The organism is Thermogutta terrifontis, from assembly GCF_002277955.1.
GTDB lineage: Bacteria > Planctomycetota > Planctomycetia > Pirellulales > Thermoguttaceae > Thermogutta > Thermogutta terrifontis.
Genome location: NZ_CP018477.1, coordinates 1274585 through 1293434, shown reverse-complemented (window position 1 = coordinate 1293434; position 18850 = coordinate 1274585). Strand labels below are relative to the sequence as shown.

Annotated in this window: 12 protein-coding genes; 7 read left to right on the top strand and 5 right to left on the bottom strand. The window is 58.5% G+C overall.

Features of this window, described 5'->3' with window-relative positions:
- Positions 1-205 precede the first annotated feature (205 nt).
- Entirely contained in the window at positions 206-3634 is a 3429-nt protein-coding gene (locus tag THTE_RS04840; protein ID WP_095414372.1) for a DUF6259 domain-containing protein, read from the top strand.
- Between the two features lie 462 nt (positions 3635-4096).
- Here the strand turns inward: THTE_RS04840 and glgC are convergent, their stop codons facing one another.
- From glgC to THTE_RS04815, 5 genes are all read right to left on the bottom strand, one after another.
- Positions 4097-5356: a glucose-1-phosphate adenylyltransferase gene (glgC, locus tag THTE_RS04835; protein ID WP_095414371.1), complete on the bottom strand. Its 1260-nt coding sequence runs from the start codon at positions 5354-5356 to the stop codon at positions 4097-4099.
- A 410-nt stretch (positions 5357-5766) separates the two neighbouring features.
- Positions 5767-7728 carry an asparagine synthase (glutamine-hydrolyzing) gene (gene asnB, locus THTE_RS04830; protein WP_095414370.1) on the bottom strand — a complete coding sequence of 654 codons (1962 nt, stop codon included), beginning with the start codon at positions 7726-7728 and terminating at the stop codon, positions 5767-5769.
- Position 7729: 1 nt separating this feature from the next.
- Positions 7730-8896: a glycosyltransferase gene (locus THTE_RS04825; protein ID WP_095414369.1), complete on the bottom strand. Its 1167-nt coding sequence runs from the start codon at positions 8894-8896 to the stop codon at positions 7730-7732.
- A gap of 164 nt (positions 8897-9060) precedes the next feature.
- Positions 9061-10251 (bottom strand): glycosyltransferase family 4 protein, encoded by a 1191-nt coding sequence (locus THTE_RS04820; RefSeq protein ID WP_095414368.1) that lies wholly within the window; start codon positions 10249-10251, stop codon positions 9061-9063.
- A complete protein-coding gene (locus THTE_RS04815; protein WP_095414367.1) occupies positions 10248-10793 on the bottom strand; it encodes a phosphoribosyltransferase in 546 nt (181 codons plus the stop codon). Before THTE_RS04815 ends, THTE_RS04820 begins: the two co-directional genes overlap by 4 nt.
- A gap of 280 nt (positions 10794-11073) precedes the next feature.
- Between THTE_RS04815 and THTE_RS04810 the strand changes: the two genes are divergently transcribed.
- From THTE_RS04810 to THTE_RS04785, 6 genes are all read left to right on the top strand, one after another.
- Entirely contained in the window at positions 11074-13752 is a 2679-nt protein-coding gene (locus tag THTE_RS04810) for a methyltransferase domain-containing protein (RefSeq protein WP_168175788.1), read from the top strand.
- Between the two features lie 156 nt (positions 13753-13908).
- On the top strand, positions 13909-15588 hold the full coding sequence (locus THTE_RS04805; protein WP_095414365.1) for a prenyltransferase/squalene oxidase repeat-containing protein: 1680 nt from the start codon (positions 13909-13911) through the stop codon (positions 15586-15588).
- A 179-nt stretch (positions 15589-15767) separates the two neighbouring features.
- The gene (locus tag THTE_RS04800) at positions 15768-16628 is read left to right on the top strand and encodes a hypothetical protein (RefSeq protein ID WP_157731763.1); all 861 of its coding nucleotides are present in this window, start codon (positions 15768-15770) and stop codon (positions 16626-16628) included.
- Between the two features lie 163 nt (positions 16629-16791).
- Positions 16792-17511, top strand: a complete 720-nt coding sequence (locus THTE_RS04795) for a MotA/TolQ/ExbB proton channel family protein (RefSeq protein WP_095414363.1) — start codon at positions 16792-16794, stop codon at positions 17509-17511.
- A gap of 66 nt (positions 17512-17577) precedes the next feature.
- Positions 17578-18066, top strand: a complete 489-nt coding sequence (locus THTE_RS04790) for an ExbD/TolR family protein (RefSeq protein WP_095414362.1) — start codon at positions 17578-17580, stop codon at positions 18064-18066.
- A gap of 81 nt (positions 18067-18147) precedes the next feature.
- Entirely contained in the window at positions 18148-18768 is a 621-nt protein-coding gene (locus THTE_RS04785; protein ID WP_095414361.1) for a biopolymer transporter ExbD, read from the top strand.
- Positions 18769-18850 lie beyond the last annotated feature (82 nt).

The following is an 18850-nucleotide window of genomic DNA, read 5'->3' as shown; positions in this document are numbered from 1 at the left end:
CTACCCGACTGGTCGCCCGCGCGGACTGGCCGTCCCTTTCATCTCTCCCGCACTCATCCCGTAACAGCATTCTCTTGATTATTCAACGAACCAGGCCTTGGCTTCCTTGTGTCAGCCGAGACGCTATCATGGGGAGCGTGGAAGAGATGTTGTGTATGGCACGGCCCTGCTACCCGTTGCTTTCACCCCATTTAAGGAGCACATTATGCCCTGCCAGGTAAACCTCGGCCTGATGTTTCACACGCTTTTGGACTGCTCCAGCCTGAGATGTCACACCCAAACCAGCCAGGCCAGGACGATGTTCCGCGGCGCGGTCCTGGTGCTGCTTTTGGGCGGTTTTCCGGTACACACGCTGACGGCCAGTGAGCCGGTCTTGCGGATCAACCGACCCGCTCCAGATGGGCTGGTCGTTGCCGAGGTCAATCTCACGCCGACATTCCAGGCATGCGGAATGACGCCGGGGGACTGGCGAGGCCTACGGGGATACCTTGAGACGGGCGATGCCGTGCCGTTGCAGTTCATCCCTGCCGTGGATTTCGATGCACAATCGAACTTTCTCGGCACGCTCATCGTGAGTTTGCCCCGCCCAGATGTGCAGTCCATTCGCCTTCGCTTTGAAACTCCATCCCGGTTACCCACCGCCTGGGATGGCACTGTCCAGACCGGTGCTGTTCGCATCCGGTGTGACCTCGAGCATCAGGCGGGATTCCCAGTGGAATTCGTCTATTCAGAGCCGTCCAAGACATTTCATGTGTCCCGTTGGGCCGACCGCGTCCACGATCGTCAGCTTGGAAGCTTCCTGCTGACAAACGATCCTCAGCCGGAGGTCACGAAGCTTTCTGAAGGTCCCCTGTGTACCGTCATCAGAATTCGCGCCCGGTACGGGGCGACGCAGCAAAATCCGCCCCCGGGTCAACCCAGCGCCGTCTATGACTGGATCTATTTCCATGACCGGCCCCTGATCCTTGTGCAGGCCGTCGCTTCCCAGACTTCCATTCACCCCTGGAACGAGCACCATTTTCTCGAGCTGCAATTCAACCAGAAAGAAATGCCTCGCTGGACTGTGGCCGACCCCATGGAAAACGGCTCTTTTGCGAACACCCAACAGAGCCAGCGCGGTCCGCAGTGGGGATTCATCAGCGACGATGATCACGCTCTGGCGATGCTGGCAGCCGGAACCGTGTTGATTTATGACGCACCCGCTGAGGACGGCAACTACATCCAGGCATGCGGAGAACGTGCCTGGCAAACGTGGGACACGCCATTGGTTAAAAAATCGGCCGTCATCTGGTTGGGGCCCACCGAAAAAGCCGCCTCAGAACTGGCATCGCTCTCCCAAGCCTGGCCCCGCCGGGAAAAAGTTGTGGCCACAACTTTGGAGCTTAGCCGTCTTCTGGCGGAGCTTCGGGCCAAATATCACAAGCTGCCCGCGGAGGAACGCCAGCAAACCTGGTGGCAACTGGCCGCGGAGGAACTCGAAAAGCGGGGAGAGCTGAAGCAAGCCATCGCGGTCCTCAACGGTGAAATGCCCGCACAGTGGTCGGTTATCTCTGCCGGCGAGTTGGGGCTCATTCTCGAGCGCACAGGGGAAGGGGTAGAGATACTCGGTCTATACGACATTCCACAGGGGCGATTGCTGGCATCCTCGCAGGAGTCGCCGCTGTTCGACCTCACGCTCCAGGACACCGCCCATCCTGAAAGCCCTGCTCGGCATCTTCGCGCGGATAGGGGCTGGGAAATTGTCACCGCAGAGCAAAAGGATGCCATCAAGCTTGCTTGGAAGTCACCGCGTGATCTGCCGGGAGCACCGCTGGAAGTGGAGGCCACTGCCGAACCCAATGCCGCAACGTCGTCCCTTACCTGGGCAGTCTCGATCCGGAACGTTCCATCGCCCTGGAGCGTACGGCAGGTGACTTTTCCCCAGCTTGCGATCTCCGACCTGGGCCCACAAGGATGTGTTCTTTACCCCCAGGGATGTGGCATCGTCACGCCGGATCCGTGGTCCCACAATTTCCAATATCAGGGTCGCTATCCTAGCGGCTGGACCACCATGCAATTCCTTGCAGCGTATGAACCAACCCTCAAGACCGGCCTCTATGTCGGGCTGCATGATCCCTTCGCCAGCACCAAGGAAATGGCCATCCGTACGATCTCCGAAATGCGGCTTCTTCAAGTGGCTTACGAGCATCCCGCCCCCGACATGGGAAAGCCGGAGAACGATTTTACGCTCTCGGGCCAGGCGGTTTGGCGGCTTCTGCGTGGGGACTGGTACGATGCTTCCCAGATATATCGGGAATGGGTCGTCCGGGAGGCCCGGTGGTATCCGCAGCTTGGTGAAGGCGGCCGCCAAGATACCCCGTTGTGGATGCGGGAACTGCCGCTGTGGGCCCTCTATGGAGGACCCACGGATGAGTGCGCTGAACAAACGATCCGCTTCGCCGAGTATTTCGGGGTCCCATGCGGAGTTCACTGGTACAACTGGCACATGAATCCATTTGATAACGACTATCCCCATTACTTTCCCACCAAGCCCGAGTTTCCCCCTGGCGTGGAAACGCTTCGCAAGGCAGGAATTCATGTCATGCCCTACATCAATGGGCGTCTGTGGGATACTCGCGATAAAGGCCTGGAAGACTGGCAGTTCACCCAACGGGCGCTTCCGGCAGCTACCAAGAACGAGAAGCACGAGCCCTTCATCGAAACCTATGGCAGCAAAGAAAGCGATGGTTCACCGGTTCGCCTTGCCGTGATGTGTCCCACCACCGAACTGTGGCAGAGCACCGTGCGGGAGATTGTCCTCCGCCTATTCCGCGAATTCAAAGTGGACGCCGTATACATTGATCAGATCGCGGCAGCCGCTCCCACGCTGTGTTGCGACCCCACGCACGGCCATCCACTCGGCGGTGGCCACTGGTGGACAGAAGGATACTGGCATCTCCTCGAAAAAGTTCGTCAGGAAAAGCCCGCCGATTGCATGCTGACCACGGAATGCAACGGCGAACCGTATATCCGCTGGATGGACGGCTATCTTACCTGGCACTGGCAATACGACGGCCAGGTTCCGGCCTTTCCTGCGGTCTACGGGGGTGCTATTCAGATGTTCGGGCGTTCCTACGGAGGTGGTCCCACCCGCGATTTGGCACTCCGCATGCGGGCCGCACAGCAACTCGTATTCGGTGAACAATTGGGCTGGATTTCACCTGCCGTCGTCAATGAAAAAGAAAACGCAGAGTTTCTCAAACAACTTGCGCAATTGAGATGGCAATTGCGGGAATACTTCTATGCCGGCCGAATGCTCAGGCCACCGCAATCTGATCGGCCAGTCCCCACGGTGAAGGCGGATTGGCAATGGGGTGGTACCCGCTGGGTTACCACGAATGCGATCCTCAGCGGCTGCTGGTGGCAACCTGGCAAATCCCGGGCGGTCGTTATCGCCGTCAATGTGAGCGATCAACCGGTGGAAACCACGTTGATCGCAGATCTCGCGCCTGCATTTTCGTCCGACACACCCCTCCGTGTTGAGCCGGTGGGGCCAGCACCCGCTGTGACCGCAGAAACTTCCCCAGCCGGCGTGCGAGTTCCGCTGACCATTCCTCCCCGGTCCGCCTGGGCATGGCAAGTAACTCCCCAATAAACCGTGTGTCCCAATTGACCGTGACTATCAGCAGTGAGCGACCGTGCCTTAACCGAGTGGCGAACGCCTCATGCTTCCGCTGACATAAGCCCGGTAACGATCCGCACCATGTCCACCAGCATTGCACACTGGGTCCTTGCTTTGAAAATTTGCCCTTGACCCCCGGAACTTTTTCTTGGTAACCTACGCCTGTTGGTCATTCGCTGGGAGGTGTCATTCCCTGGTGTGAAGAGAAGTCGGAGGGGAAATTAGACCACCGACAGATAAAAGGCGACTACTAGGTGGCTAGTCCCCGGTACAGGCAAGCCACGGAAGGCAGAATTCGCATCCGGGTCCTGACCGCTTGGCCAGGGACGGCGTAACGGCGGGTCAAGGAAATACCTCCCACTTGCTCCCGGAACAGTCTTATGTCCTCCCCCCTGGGACGCTGCATTCCGGGGGCTTTTTCTTTGCGCTGGTAGGTTACCAGGCGGCCTGCTCCCAAAGTTCGCCCGACGTCTCCGCCTTAGCAATGACCGTCACGCCGTTTTCCGTAACCACAAATCCGCGGGCACGGTCTTTCTCTGGGTCGTAACCGATTTCGGTCCCTTCGGGAATTCGCACCCGCTTATCGATGATGGCCCGACGGATGCGGCAGTGTCGGCCGATTTCGACCCCCGCAAAAAGAATCGAGTCCTCCACCCAGGCGTAACTATTGATGCGGACGCGATGCCCCAGAATGGACCGAATCACCGTCCCACCTGAAACGATCGTGCCATTACAGACAATGCTGTCGAGCGCCTGACCGCGGCGCTGGGGATCCGCAAACACAAACTTGGGTGGTGGATAATTGGGCTGATATGTGCGGATCGGCCAGAGCTCGTCGTAGAGATTCAGTTCCGGTTCGACGGCCACCAGATCCATGTTGGCTTCGTAATAGCTGTCGAGGGTCCCCACATCCCGCCAGTAGGCGTTCTTTTTACGGTTTTCGTCCATGAACGGATACGCATACACACGGTTCTCGTCGATGAGCGTAGGGATAACGTCCCGTCCAAAATCGTGGGTGCTTCCCCGCCGTGTGGCGTCCCGGCACAGAACTTCGAACAGGAATCTCGCAGGAAAAACGTAGATTCCCATGGAAGCGTAACAGAACTCGGGTTCTCCCGGAATCGGCTTGGGATGCTCTGGTTTCTCCTCGAAACCGATCACCCGGTTGTCTCGGTCCACCTGGAGCACACCGAAGCGGCGGCTAGCCAGCTCGCAACGTTCTTTAAGAACGCCGATGGTGACGTCGGCACCCCGCTCGATGTGATAGTCCACAAATTTGCGATAGTCCATTTTGTAAATATGGTCACCGGCCAGGATCACGACGTATTCTGGCTGTTCTTTCTCGATGGCGTAAATATTCTGATAGACGGCGTCCGCGGTACCCTGGTACCAGTTTTCGTCGATCCGCTGTTGGGGCGGCACAACATCGGCAAACTCCCCAAGTTCTCGGCAAAAATACTTTTGCCAGCCCATATTGATATGGCGATCCAAACTCATCGCCTTGTACTGTGTTAAAATCAGAATTTTTCTCAGCCCACTGTTGAGACAGTTCGACATAGTGAAATCGATGATGCGGTAAGCCCCGCCAAAAGGCACCGCGGGCTTAGCGCGATCACGAGTCAGCGGATCAAGTCGCGAACCTCTTCCCCCGGCCAGGATAACCGTGACAATCTGGTCGTTTCTCACGTAAGCCATCGTCTACCCTCCCTGAATCGTCATCCGGGGATTCAGAAATGCTGTCTTCTTCTGAGGCAAAACAGCGTGCCAACACTATTCTCGGACAGATGGCACGTCGGGCTGTGAACGGAAATCCGTTCTGCTGCTCAGCGCGAGTGTTCTCTTTGAAAGCCTCTTTGCCAAAAATGTCAGCCTGTAGTGCCAATTTTCGATCCTCACTGACGGCTCGCGTTTTTTCGGCGACCGCCTCCAAATGGTCGCGATTTTACCCATCCCCACAGACAACACCTTTGTCGAGTACGCTGAAGCAGGGTGAATGGCTCGATTCCCGACCTTGGCACCCATCGGTGCGAGTCGCCACCTGGACACTATTTTAACGGGGGAGCGCACAACTCGGCAGGCGATGGCCGCATTGCCGCGGGCCAGCGTTAGAGAGTCTGGCTCGCCGGGGTCAGGAAGCCTTCCAGGTCGGGGGACTCCTCCCCGTCGATCCAGCGGCGAATCCACAATTCCAGGAAAAGCAGCGCCCAGATGCGGTAGCTGTGGTTCCATCGTCCTTGCTGGTGCTCCGCGAGTAGCTTTTCCACAGCCTCTCGGCGAAAATAACCGCGCCGAATTGTCCGCGGATGGAGCAAAAGCCCACGGGCCAGTTCGGCCAGTGGCCCGCGAAACCAGTGATCAAGCGGTACGCCAAATCCCATCTTTCCCCGCGTTTGGATGGCCGGGGGTATGAGGTCCTTAAACGCCGCCAGAAGGATGCGTTTACCCCGCCTACCCCGAACTTTCCACGCCCCAGGCAGTTTTCCTGCATACTCCACGAGGTGGTGATCAAGGAACGGCGGCCGCGTCTCCAAACTGTGGGCCATGGCCGCGATGTCCACCTTGACCAGCAGATCGCACGGCAAATATGTGAACAGGTCGGCCAGACTGATTGCTGAAATCACATCCCGGCCGGCCACCCGGGCGTAGGTGTCCAGAAAGAATCTCTCGGGATGGGCCATCGCCAGGCAGTCCTGAAATTCAGGCGTGTAAAGTGCCCAGCGGCGGCAGCTATTGAAGATCGCGATCCATTCGAGATACCGTTCACCCACAGGCAGATGGAGAGCCTCCGTAAAACGTCGAACCCGGCCCCAGAACGACTTCTGCCGCGCCTGCGAGGCCCAGCGCCACAAGCGCTCGTGAAAGACCCACCGCAGCCAGAACGGAAGCCCATGAATACCTTCCGCCAGGGCAATAGCCCAATACCGCGGATAACCGCCGAAGAGTTCATCGCCCCCATCTCCGGTAAGGGCCACCGTCACGTGTTGCCGGGTCATTTCTGCCACATACCACGTGGGAATGGCAGAACTGTCTGCGAAGGGTTCGTCGTAATGCCAGACCAATCGCGGCAGAATCTTTATCGCGTCCGGCTCCACGCAGAATTCGCGATGATCAGTGTGGAAGGCTTCCGCTGCAATTCTGGCATAACGGGTTTCATCGTACTCGACTACGGGAAAGCCGATTGAGAAGGTCCGCACCCGTTCCGTGGCCAGTTGTTGCATGAGCCCCACCACGATCGTGGAATCGATGCCGCCGGAGAGAAACGCCCCCAGCGGAACCTCCGCTTCCAGCCGCAATTCCACCGATCGCCGCAGGAGTTCTCGGACCTGCTCGACGGCGTCTTCCCAATCGGGGCGCTCTTCGTGGGAAAAATCCGGTACCCAGTAAGGTCGGACCTTCAACTGCCCGTTCTCATAGACGGCAAAGTGCCCCGGCGGTAGTTTTCGGATCCCGCGATAAATCGTCCAGGGATACGGCACGTACTGGTACAGTAGGTACGCGTCGAGGGCTTCGGGATCAACTTCCCGGCCGATACCGGGCACCTCCAATAGGGCTTTCAGTTCGCTGGCGAAAAGGAGACGATCGGGTTCACACCGATAGACGAGCGGCTTTTCACCCAACCGATCCCGTGCCAGCACAAGCCGCCGGCGCGGCTCGTCCCACAGCGCCAGGGCGAACATGCCGTTGACGTCGGCAAGAAAATCCAGCCCTTTTTCTTCGTACAGGTGCAGAAGGACTTCCGTATCCGAGCGAGTGGTGAACCGATGCCCTGACTCTTCAAGATTCCTGCGAAGGCTGCGAAAGTTGTAAATCTCCCCGTTAAAGACGATCCACAGCGTCTCCTCTTCATTGCACATCGGCTGATGGCCGCCCGAGATGTCAATAATCGAAAGCCGCCGATGCCCCAGGGCGACGCCACACTCGGGCTGATTTCCGCCTGCCAAATGCTTGACATAAAAACCTTCATCATCCGGGCCGCGATGCCGTAAAACATGCGTCATCCGCCCAAGATCAGCTTCACTCAGGGCCTTTCGTTCGTCGTACCAAACGGCTCCCGCTATTCCACACATGTCACTGCTGTACCTTGCTTGGCTCCAATTGACCGGCGGAAATCGTCCCGGCACCCGTTAAGGTTCGATAGAGCGCCTCATAGGCATCCACCATCCGTTCCACGGAAAAGTGGGTTGCAATCCTTTCCCGACCTGCCATTCCTAAACGGGCGGCCAGTTCCGGATCCTCAAGTATTTTCTGCGTGTATTTGGCTATCCCCGCCCGAAATTGAAAGCCCCGCGGCACCAGGTATCCCGTCGCGCCATGAACCACGAGGTCCCGATTGCCGGGAATATCCGAGGCCACCACCGGAACCCCCAGCGCCATGGCTTCCATGAGAGAATTGGACTGACCTTCGTATCGACTCGTGTTCCAGAAGACATCCAGATGCGCCATGATGCGCACCGCGTCGCGCCGATGGCCCAGAAAATGGACGCGATCGGTGATTTCTAGGTGTCCGCAGTAGCGCTCCAGAGCCCGCCGTTCGGGGCCGTCTCCCACAATGAGCAGATGAACGTCGTCGCGAAGACGTTTCAGAAGGTCCTCCGCCCAAATCGCATCCCGAAGACTCTTTTGCGGCCACAGCCGTCCGACCACTCCCACCAGCCGGGCATCGGGTGGTAACTTCAGTTCTAAGAGCAGGGATTGTCGCGATCCGGCTGGTCGCTCCGGAATCGCCATTCCATTAGGGATGACCACGATTTTGTTTTGGGGTATTCCCCTGGACTCATAAAAAGACGCCACGCCCGAGCTGTTCACCACGATGCGATCGGTCCACCGGGCGAGGTACCGATCGAACACGAAATGCCACCAGCTTTTCCACAAGTCCACGCAGCGTTCAGAGGCCAGGATGTGCGGAACTTTTGCCTGTTTGGCAGCGATCCGTCCGTACACGTTGGCCGCAAAAAGCCACGTTTGGACGATGGCCGGTTTCACTTCTTCCAGCCAGCGCCGCAGGCGAACGAGCGCCGAGAGGTCCAGCTTGCCCCGTTTGTTCACATAAAAAACAGGCACGCCCGCAGCTTTCAGCTCGGCCCGATAAGGGCCATCCCGGGTGAGAACGGCCACCCGAACATCCCAGCCCCGACGCCGGAGTTGGCAAGCGAGCGTCGTCATCTGTTTTTCCGCGCCCGCCTGATCCAGCGTTGGAATGATATGCACAATTCTATCTGTGCCCAATGCGTTCATTGCAGACTAAAGAACCTCACACGCGATTCCAGACGATCCGTTTGATTTAATTCCTCGAAGGATGCCCAAACTAGCCGATTGGTTGATCACTCGATTTCCAAAGCGACTTGCTGCCGAAGCCTTGTTAATACATCGTCTCAAAAGAACGGATCGAGTGGTTCTTATCACCGTACCTGCCGATTTTTCATGAATTGAGTGTAGATATCATCAAAAAGCTCCAGATGTCGGCGGACTGTCTCCTCGAGGGAGAACTGCGTGACCGCCACAGAGCGGGCGCGCTGTGCCAAACGCTGGGCCAACTCTCGATTTTCTGCAATGTGGATGACGGCTTCAGCGAGGTCCCGTGGCGATTCAACCGGAACCAGCAGCGCTGATTCCCCACTCTGCACCAAGGCCCGATTGCCCGGGATATCGGTCGCCACAATCGGCAGTCCCGCCGCCATCGCCTCCAGCAGTGCCAGAGACATGCCTTCCCGGTGGGATGGGAACACAAACAGATCTGCTGCCTGAAGGATTTCCCCCACATCATCAAAACTGCCGGCCAGCACAACTCGGGAATGCAGTCCTGCGGTGTCGATTTGGCGGTGGAGCTCGGTTTCCATGGGCCCTTCCCCCACCAGCCACAGCCGCACAGTTGGGCGTCGTTGGACAACCAGCCTCCATGCTTCCACCAGTTCCCGCAGTCCTTTCCCTGGATGAAGCCGCCCCACGAAGACGGCCAGCTCTTCGTCCGGCTGAAGATGAAACCGTGGATGCAACGCCGCAAGACTCTGACGCGCCTGGTGGCGACGCTCCGGTGTCCGTTCTGGGGGTATTTTTACACCATGAGGCAGATAATGGATTTTTTTCGGCGGGTAACCGGCCTGGAGAAGCTCTTCCTGAATTTCTCGACTGGGTGCGATTACCGCGTCCGCCCGGTAGCAGATCCGGCGAATCCACCTGCCCAAAACGGCCTGCTCCTGCCAGGCGCAGTCCCCTGTGCTGCCACTTCCCTCCGCGATGAGGACCAGGGGTCGGCGGCTTTTCACAGCCCAGTGAGCCGCCACGGCGTCATGCTTCAAAAGAGATACAAACACCAAATCATAGGACGACTGATACCGGCGAAGCCAGCGCCGCAGCGCTGCCATATAGACAAGCGTGCCGATGAAGCGCGCTTTCAACTGGCGGAGTCGAATCACGGGCACATCTCGATAGGTGAGTGTGCTGGGCCAGGAAGGTTCCCACCGGGCTGTGAGAAGCCTCGTGGATCGCCCTTGCCGTTGGGCTTCCACCGCGAATTCTCCCATAAATCGCTCCGCCCCACCAACCAGTGGCCAAAATCGCCGCGTCACACACACCAGCCGAGCAGCGATCACCTATCGTTCTCCCGAAAGTTGGCCATCTCCTCGGGGCTCAGAGAAGCGATATACGGAAGATTCCGGTAATACCCGCGGTAATCCATCCCGTAACCAACCACGTAAACATCGGGAATTTCAAAGCCCACGAAATCGGGGGCCACCGGCACACGCTGCCGCCCCTTCTTCCTTAACAGGACCGCGGAGTGGACAGAACTGACATTGAATTCATCAAATTGCGGAATCAGTTCCCACAACGTCTCACCCGTGTCATAAATGTCGTCGATGATCAGCACGTGCCGCCCTTTTACTTCCGGCATGAGGGAATCGGCGTGGATGACAAGATGTCCCGGCCGATTGTCCTCGGTAGCCATTTGCCGTGACGAAATCATCGCCACCCCGTACGGAATCGTCAGCCGCCGCATCAAATCGGCAAGGAACACGACACTTCCCAGAAGGACCCCCACGAGGGTAAGTTTCTTCCCCCGATAGCGCTCCTCAATCTGCTGGGCAAGACGGTCAACTCCTTCCCGAAGTGTGTTCTCATCCAAAAGGACCTGCATGCGTACCTCCTTTGGAGCGTGAAAACAGTGTCAGCAGGTCTACCGCCGCTAGCCAGCCGGCAATCTACCCTGGTGCAGGATTTAAACCATCGACTTTCCGCATGTTAGCCGAGTTTTTGCCCCATTGGCAAGGTCAGCCCAGATGATCGGCCTCGCACACCCGGCCGTTTTCCCAAATCGGGCGACACACAAAGACGCTCGGCCCACTTCCGCGCGCAGCCCCCACGGTATAATACTCCCGGACGAAAATGTCAAATCTCGGATGAGGGAGGATGCCCCCGTGAAAACCTGCAGACGCGAATCGACACGAGCCGCTGTTTTCACCGAAAACGCCCTGCGGCAAAAAGTCTTTCTGTTGATCACTCTGGCGATTACTGCTTCGGGGATGCTGCTTTGGCGTCCCACCCTTGTGGCCTCGGAGAGTGCTCCTCCGATTGCCGAAAAAGTTCGTCGCGAACACCCACGAATCTGGCTGACTCCCGAGGATTGGCGACGACTTCCTTTTCGCCGAGAACAGGACGGCTTTCCCGCCAAAGAATACGAAGACCTGCGACGTTTTGCCTATTCCCAAAGTTTCAACCCCAATCTTTGGGTCACGCCGGATCAGGCCATCGCCACCCTCGTGGTGTTTCTCATGGAAAAGCAGGACCCCGCACTTCGGCCACGGATTGACAGATTTACCGACTATCTTTGCACCGCCGAGGGGGACTCGTGGACGCGGCTTCGGATGCTCAAAGCTCTGGCAATAACCTACGACTGGCTCCATCCGCTGCTGTCCCCGAAGGAGAAAGACCGCCTGATCCGGCGAATGCAGGAGGTGGTTGAGGTAATGAAAAAGCAGTACCGCCATTCCGATTACAACAATCACGTGTATCTGGAATACGGTCCACTGGTCTATGCAGCCCTAGCTCTGGCGCACGAAGAGGCATCCCCATGGGCGACCGAGCTGTTGGCGGAATGTGACCAGATGCTCAAGCAGCACTTCATTCCCACTGTAAACCAACTCGGCGGCGGCAAGCCCGGTCAGAAAGGCGAGGGTGGCTGGCACGAAAGCATGAGTTATTTCAGTTTCTTCGCGTACGAACTGGCCCATCAAATGGAGGCCTGGCGGACAGCCACCGGCGAAGATCTGTTCGCAATGTGTCCCGGGCTGGGCGGCGCCGGTCGATGGCTGCTGTACTGCACTCGGCCTTTCGACAATTCTTTCGCCCCGATCGCCGACATCGAAACCCCTGCCCGATGGGGTCACCAGGAAACAGCCTACCTCTGGCTGCTCGCCCAGCGGTATCGGGATCCTTTTGCCCAATGGGTGGCCAACCATACTCCCTTGCGGTATCCCTTCCACATCTGGCCCAAGATTCTCTGGTTTGATGCCTCGATCCGCGAAGTGCAGCGGGAGAGCCTTCCCACGGGCTGTCTTTTCCCGGGTGTCGGCTGGGCCAGCTTCCGCAGCGACTGGGGCCCCGAAGCCATTTGGGGGGTGTTTGTGTGTGGTGATAGCTTCGCCGGCCACCAGCACGCCGATCAAAACAGTTTTGTGCTCTCCGCCGGGGAGGAACTGCTTGTGGACGCGGGGCAGTACGGGGCAAAGGCCGCAGAATTTCACAACACGCTTTTGATCGGTGGTGGCCAGCGCGTGCTGGGAAATGATCCGCGACAGTTTGTCGGTCCCACGGTGCCGGGAGGACCGTTCGACACCGGCGACATTTTGGCCTTCCAGGAGAACCCGCGTTTCACGATGGTGGTAGGCGATGCCTCGAACGCTTATGGTCGCTTCGAGAAAGGCCGGCGAATCGACCCCCGACCGACATTCATCCGGCGGCTGCTCTTCCTCAAACCTGACGTGCTGGTCCTGGATGACTATGTGGTTCCTCCAACTCCTGCAACCCCTGTGTCCGTGCTTTTCCACTTTCCCCAGGCTCCCGCGATTGATGGAGACATGATCCGTTACGCTGGGGCCCGATCGTCGCTGGAAATGCTGCGGATTTGGCCGCCGTCTCTCCCCGCGGAAGCCATCGCCGTCAGTGAGGAGGTGGCCGGGCAGCAGAAGCGGCGAAGCGTCCGCGTTACCGTTTCCTTACCCAGCCAATCCGTCCAGCGGAACCTCTGGGTCATGGCAGTGGGGAAGGCGGACCATCCCCCGCATCTGAAGGACCGGCTCAAAATCCTTTCAGCCACTGCGGAGATGATTTCACTGAGCGTCCGCCTGGCGGAGGGAGCCACCGTCCAGCTAGATCTACCGCTCCCGGACTGGACTCAGGCCACTATCGCCTACGAGGGGGACCCAATCATTTCCACTGATCGTCCCTGGCCGTTGGCTGCGGGCGTCTTGCCGTTCACCGCGGAGGGGCTTGCCCTCATCGAGCGTTGGGACCGTGCGTATCACGCGGGGAACAGACCAGCGTGGGATACGGGTCGGCCTTCTAGCGATCTGCGTCAGGCGATCGCCGAAAAATGGTTGCAGCCGGGCCGGGCCCTCGAACTCGGATGCGGCACGGGCACAAACGCGATCTATCTGGCGGAGCAGGGTTTTGATGTGACGGCGATCGATCTGGCCCCCACCGCTCTCGCCATCGCTCGCGACAAAGCCAAAAAGGCCGGCGTGAGCGTCCGATGGTTGCTGGGCGACGTGCTCAATCCTCCCTCGTATCTGCCCAAGTTTGATTATGTCTATGATCGGGGCTGCTACCACGGCGTCCGCCGCACGGCCGCCGCCGAGTATATCGCCACTTTACGCCGTGTGACCAAGCCCGGCAGCCGTGTGCTTATTCTGGCGGGCAACGCCAATGAACCGGGGACGGGCGGGCCGCCCCGGGTTCGCGAAGAAGAAATCCGCGAAGATTTTTCCCGCGATTTCCACATTCTCAGGTTGGAGCCGACACGCTTCGACACACCCAGCAGTGACCGGCAGGGGGCCTTGGCGTGGACCATCCTGCTCGAGCGCAAAGCCACTCCGTGAGTGGCATCTGTGAATAAGCCGAAGCCCAACCCCCAAGATGCAGCCCTTTCGTTGACACGGTCTCCAGCGACCGGTAGCATTCAAATTGTGGCGATCGAACTGCGCCCAATTTCGTGGCTTGTTGATAAACCCGGTGCTCGATAAGGACCTTCGCCCGTGCCGACGAACGGTGTTCTGGCTGACGGCCGCTCGCTGGATTTCCCGTTCCCGGTCCAGGCCGGGGGCTCTGTGCCGGTCAGCGTGATTCTTGTCGTCCTGTGCCTGACTGCTGGGCAACCGGCGATGGGGCAGCTTTCCCCGGACAGCCCTGTTGTGCGGCAAGCTGTGGAACGCGGGCTGGCTTTTCTGGAAAAGCCTGATTCCCATTACAGCGGAATGCAGATCGGGGCCTGGGCCCTCAACGGCCTGGCCATGATCAAGGCCCATCGCCCGGCCAATCATCCCGTGATCCTCGAAGCAGCGCGAGAAATCTGCCAGCGGATTCCGCAGAGCGGCCAGCCGCAGGATTTTGACATTGGAAGCTGGGACATCTATAGTACTGGTCTCTCCATTATCTTCCTGTGCACCTACGATCCACAGAATTACCGCCGAGAAATCCAGGCCATCATCAATTATCTTCTGTATCGGCAGAAGCCGCACGGCGGTTGGGGTTATCCCCCGGGACACACGCATGCCGCTACCGGGGATACATCCCAAACACAGTATGCTGTGCTTGGTTTATGGGAGGCCATCCAGGCCGGTTTTTCCGTCCCCTCCGAGCCGCTCAATCGCGTCGCGCTGTGGCTTCTGCGCACCCAGGATCCCAGCGGCGGCTACGGGTACCAGGGGCAGGTGGCCCCGGGTCCCCAACTCATTCCTCAGAACAGCGTCCGCATCGGTATGGCCGTTGCCGGAGTCGGGAGCGCGTACGTGCTGGCATCGCTGCTCGACAGACAGCGAACTTCCCTCCCCGAGACCGACCTCCCCCCTGCCCTGCAACGTATTGACAACGCCCGAGACAGCGGCCAGCTCCGATTGTCGATCGATCCGTCAGCCCTTCGGGCCTGTCTCCAGCGCGGCAATGCGTACATCCACAACAACTTCAAAATTCCGTCGGGAATGTACAACTACTACTACCTTTACACCCTGGAGCGGTATTTCACCTTTCGTGAACTTGTTGACGGGCCGGGAAGCACCATCCCGGGTTGGTACGAGGCCGGCGCCGACTTCATTCTTAAGACTCAAAACAGTGACGGAAGCTGGAATCACCAGTGCGGCGCTGTACCCGACACGGCGTTCGCCATCCTTTTTCTCGTGCGATCCACGAAACAGAGCATCGAACGGGTGCGGGACTTTGGACCCGGCGTCCTGGTCGGTGCCCGCGGACTCCCCAAGGAAACCGACAACGCTATTGTCAGAAACGGCCAGGTGGTGGCCCTGCCGCTGCGGACCACGCCGGAAGACCTGATCGCCATCTTGAACTCCGGTGAGAAATCGCAGGTTCTGGGCGTCATTGAAACGCTGGAGACCTTGCCTCCTCAGCAGGTCCGACTGCTTGTGTCCGATCAGGAAGAGCAACTGCGGCGGCTTGCCGCCAGCGATCGTCCAGAAGCGAAAATCGCCGCCCTCACAGCGCTGGGGCGAGGCGGAGATGTCCGCAACGCCCCTGTCCTCATTTTCGCGCTCAACGATCCCAACCCGGAGGTCGTGCTGGCTGCCGATAGGGCCCTCCGGCGCCTGAGTCGGCGGTTCGAAGGCGGCCTCCGGCCCAATTTTACCGACACAGAACGGCAGGCGGCTGTGGCAAAATGGAAAGCCTGGTACCGGCAAATCGACCCAACTGCCAGTTTTGACTGATGGGGGCCTCCAAGCTGTGCGTCACGCTGGAATGGCCAGATGGAAGCACATGCGATATCGTCAAAGGGAAACGCGAGGGAGAGCAAGCCCTTTTCCCGGGAAACCGTTTCTCTTGACCGAGCGTGGAACAGTTTTTCGCCCAACAGTCAGAACGCGGACGCGCTGCTGATACACGAAAAATGACGGATCGCACCGCACCGGTCTTCAACGATCCCGATTATGCTCTCCGCGTGTCGGCTTACGATCGCGCGGTCAGCGCCATTATTTCCTGCCTGATTCTGCTGGGGATCTGCGTGCTGGGGCTCTTCATCATCTGGTTGACAGGACGCTCGCACATTTCTCAGGTGGTGGTTCCCGTCAGTTACCAGCCGATCGGCGAGGGGGGACTGCCCCTTGGACCGGAGATGGAAATCAACACGGAACCCCCTGGTCAGGAAGAGGAGCTGGAAGAGCCGGAACTTCGCGATGCCCTGGCCTCGGTGGCGGACGTGGTGGCGGCCCGACTGGCTGACCTGGAAAACCCACTCGTTGCCGATCCGGAATCGACGGAGCGTGGCGGCCCGAAAGGCTCACCCCTCCGCAGCGGCGCAGGCGGCACTGGTGGAAGCGGTGTCCCGCGTCGGTGGGAGATCTTCTTCGACAAAGGCAACACCCTGGATACGTATGCTCGTCAGCTCGACTACTTCAAAATTGAACTGGGTGTGCTCCTTCCGGGAAACAAAGTTCAGTACGCATCGGGGTTTTCGCAACCCCAGCCCAAAGTCAGGGTCGGCCCGGCCGACGCCGAAAAACGCTTTTATCTGACCTGGCAGCGTGGCGATCTGCAGGAGGCTGACAAACAGTTGCTGGCCAAGGCGGGAATCGACGCGGACAACCGGATCATTCTCAAATTTCTGCCGCCAGAAGTCGAAGCCCAGCTCGCCGCCCTGGAACGCGCCCATGCTGGCAGCCGCGCCGATCGGGTGAGTTCCACGCGATTTGGGATCCGACGTGAGGGAAACGGTTTTGCGTTCTATGTTATTTCCCAACAATATCGATAAAAATTGTGCATACTGATCGTCGGCACAAACGTGGTCGCCCGTTATTATTGAGGATTGGCTCTGAACTCGGCGAGAGAACGCGCGGGTAAACGATTCCGCGGTTCGCCGAGGAAGCGAGTTGCGTTCCTGCATCTTGGTGAGTTTCCAGGAAGACTATAGCCCCATGAGATTTGATCTGAGCACAATCACGACTTACCTAGGAACTGCGGACTACGCGGCCCTTGCCCTCGTGGCTCTTTGGGGTGCGTTCTGCATGGTGATGCTTGTCCGCCGAATTCGGCGCTTTCGGTTCGTGACGGAACAGCAGCAGGAGGAATTCCTTCTCCGGGTGGAAGACCTCATCACACGGGGAGATTTCACAGCCGCGGTGGACATGTGTTCGGAGGACAGTCGCGCTTTGCCGCAATTGGTCCGGCTGGCCCTGCTCAACCGACGACTCGGCCTTTCCCGGCTCCGTACACTCCTCGTGGAGCGCTTCCAGCGGGACGTCCTTGCCGATCTCGAATACCGTCTCTCCTGGATCTACACCGTCATCAAGAGCGCTCCCATGCTGGGGCTGTTTGGAACCGTGCTGGGAATGATGGGGGCCTTCGCCAAACTTTCGGGTGGTGAAAAGGTGGACCCCACCAAACTCGCTGACGACATCAGTCTGGCCCTCGTCACCACCGCCATCGGGCTCGCGATCGCTATCCCGCTGGTCCTTTGCGCGGCATCTGCGAGCATCCAGATTCGCAAGCTGGAAGACTTCGTTAGCTCGGGGCTCAATCGCCTCCTCGATGTGCTTAAAAGCGCGGGAGTCCGCACCGAAAGTGCCGCGACGCCCCCTCCGGCGCCTGCTCCGGCAGGTCGGACCGCAGCTGAGCGAACCTTCCGCACTGAATAGGCCGAGCGGGAAATATGTCGAACGTCAAAGAATTGCGGATTGAGTCAAATACGCCTGGAAACGGCCATGAGCACCGACGTCTGGACACGTGTCGTGGGCGAGGAATCTGAAGCCATCGTCTTCCGCCGGCCTCGCCAGGAATCGGTGGATTTTGATATCACACCGATGATTGACGTGACGTTCCTGCTGCTGATTTTCTTTCTGGTGGCGTCATCCATGGATGTGGGGCGTGCGCTGGAACTTCCCCCTGCCCGACATGGCAAGGGCGCCAGTCCCGCCCAGGCGACCATCATCACAGTGGCCTACCAGGGTGATAATGCGTCCCCGGCTGTGTACCTCGCTGACGGAAAGGTTGGCACACCTTTGCCCGATGACCCCCAGCAACAACGAGAACAAATTGTGGCAGCGGTCCGCGAAGGAGTGCTCAGCGGAAAGCGGGATGTGATCGTCAAGGCGGAACGGAAGCTCAGGCATAAAGACGTGGCGAGAATTCTCGAAGATATCGGTGAGGTGCAAGGCGTCCGCATTTATATTGGCGTTCTGGAAAAAGACTGAAGCAATGGGCATGCTTTGCGCCGCTTCATACTGAACCGCTAACGATCATCGCGCGCGAAGTCAAAAAACTCAGGAGTCGGCATGCTTCGGGTAAGCTGTCCACACTGTGGAACGGTGATAACAGTGGCCGACAATCTTCGCGGCACATCCGGTCCCTGCCCGGCATGTGGACACGTCGTTGCGTTTGATGCTTCAACTTCAACAGATATGTCTGTGGAGACCGTCGAAGAAGCGCAGAACGTACCCATCAGCTTCACCCGGCCGGAAATGCCCGAAGAGGTCATGGACATGACGCCGATGGTGGACGTCGTGTTTCAGTTGCTGATATTCTTTATGATGACGGCGGCATTCAGTCTGCAAAAAGCTCTCGAAATGCCGCCTTCCGACAATCAGGAAAAGACGGCACAGGCCCAAACGCTGGAAGAATTGGAAAACGAAAGCGATTTCGTCATCGTGCGAATCGACCGCGATAATAACATCACGGTGGACGGAGAGGATGCCCCCAGCGACCAAGAGCTCCTCAACAAGTTGCGTGAGGCGAAGCTGGGCCAACTGGGACAGGGTGTTCCCGGGCGTACAGGCCTGTTAGTTTTGGCAGACCCGCAATGCCGTCATGAAACGGTTGTCAAGGCACTGGATGCGGGGAACGCGGTGGGGATGGAACGCATTCGACTGGCCACTGTAGAAGATACAGCATTTTAAAAAACACCCTAAAAAACGAAGCTCTAACCGGGCGTGCTGGAAATGGTTTTATGGCGGCTTAATGAATAACGATGAAAGCACA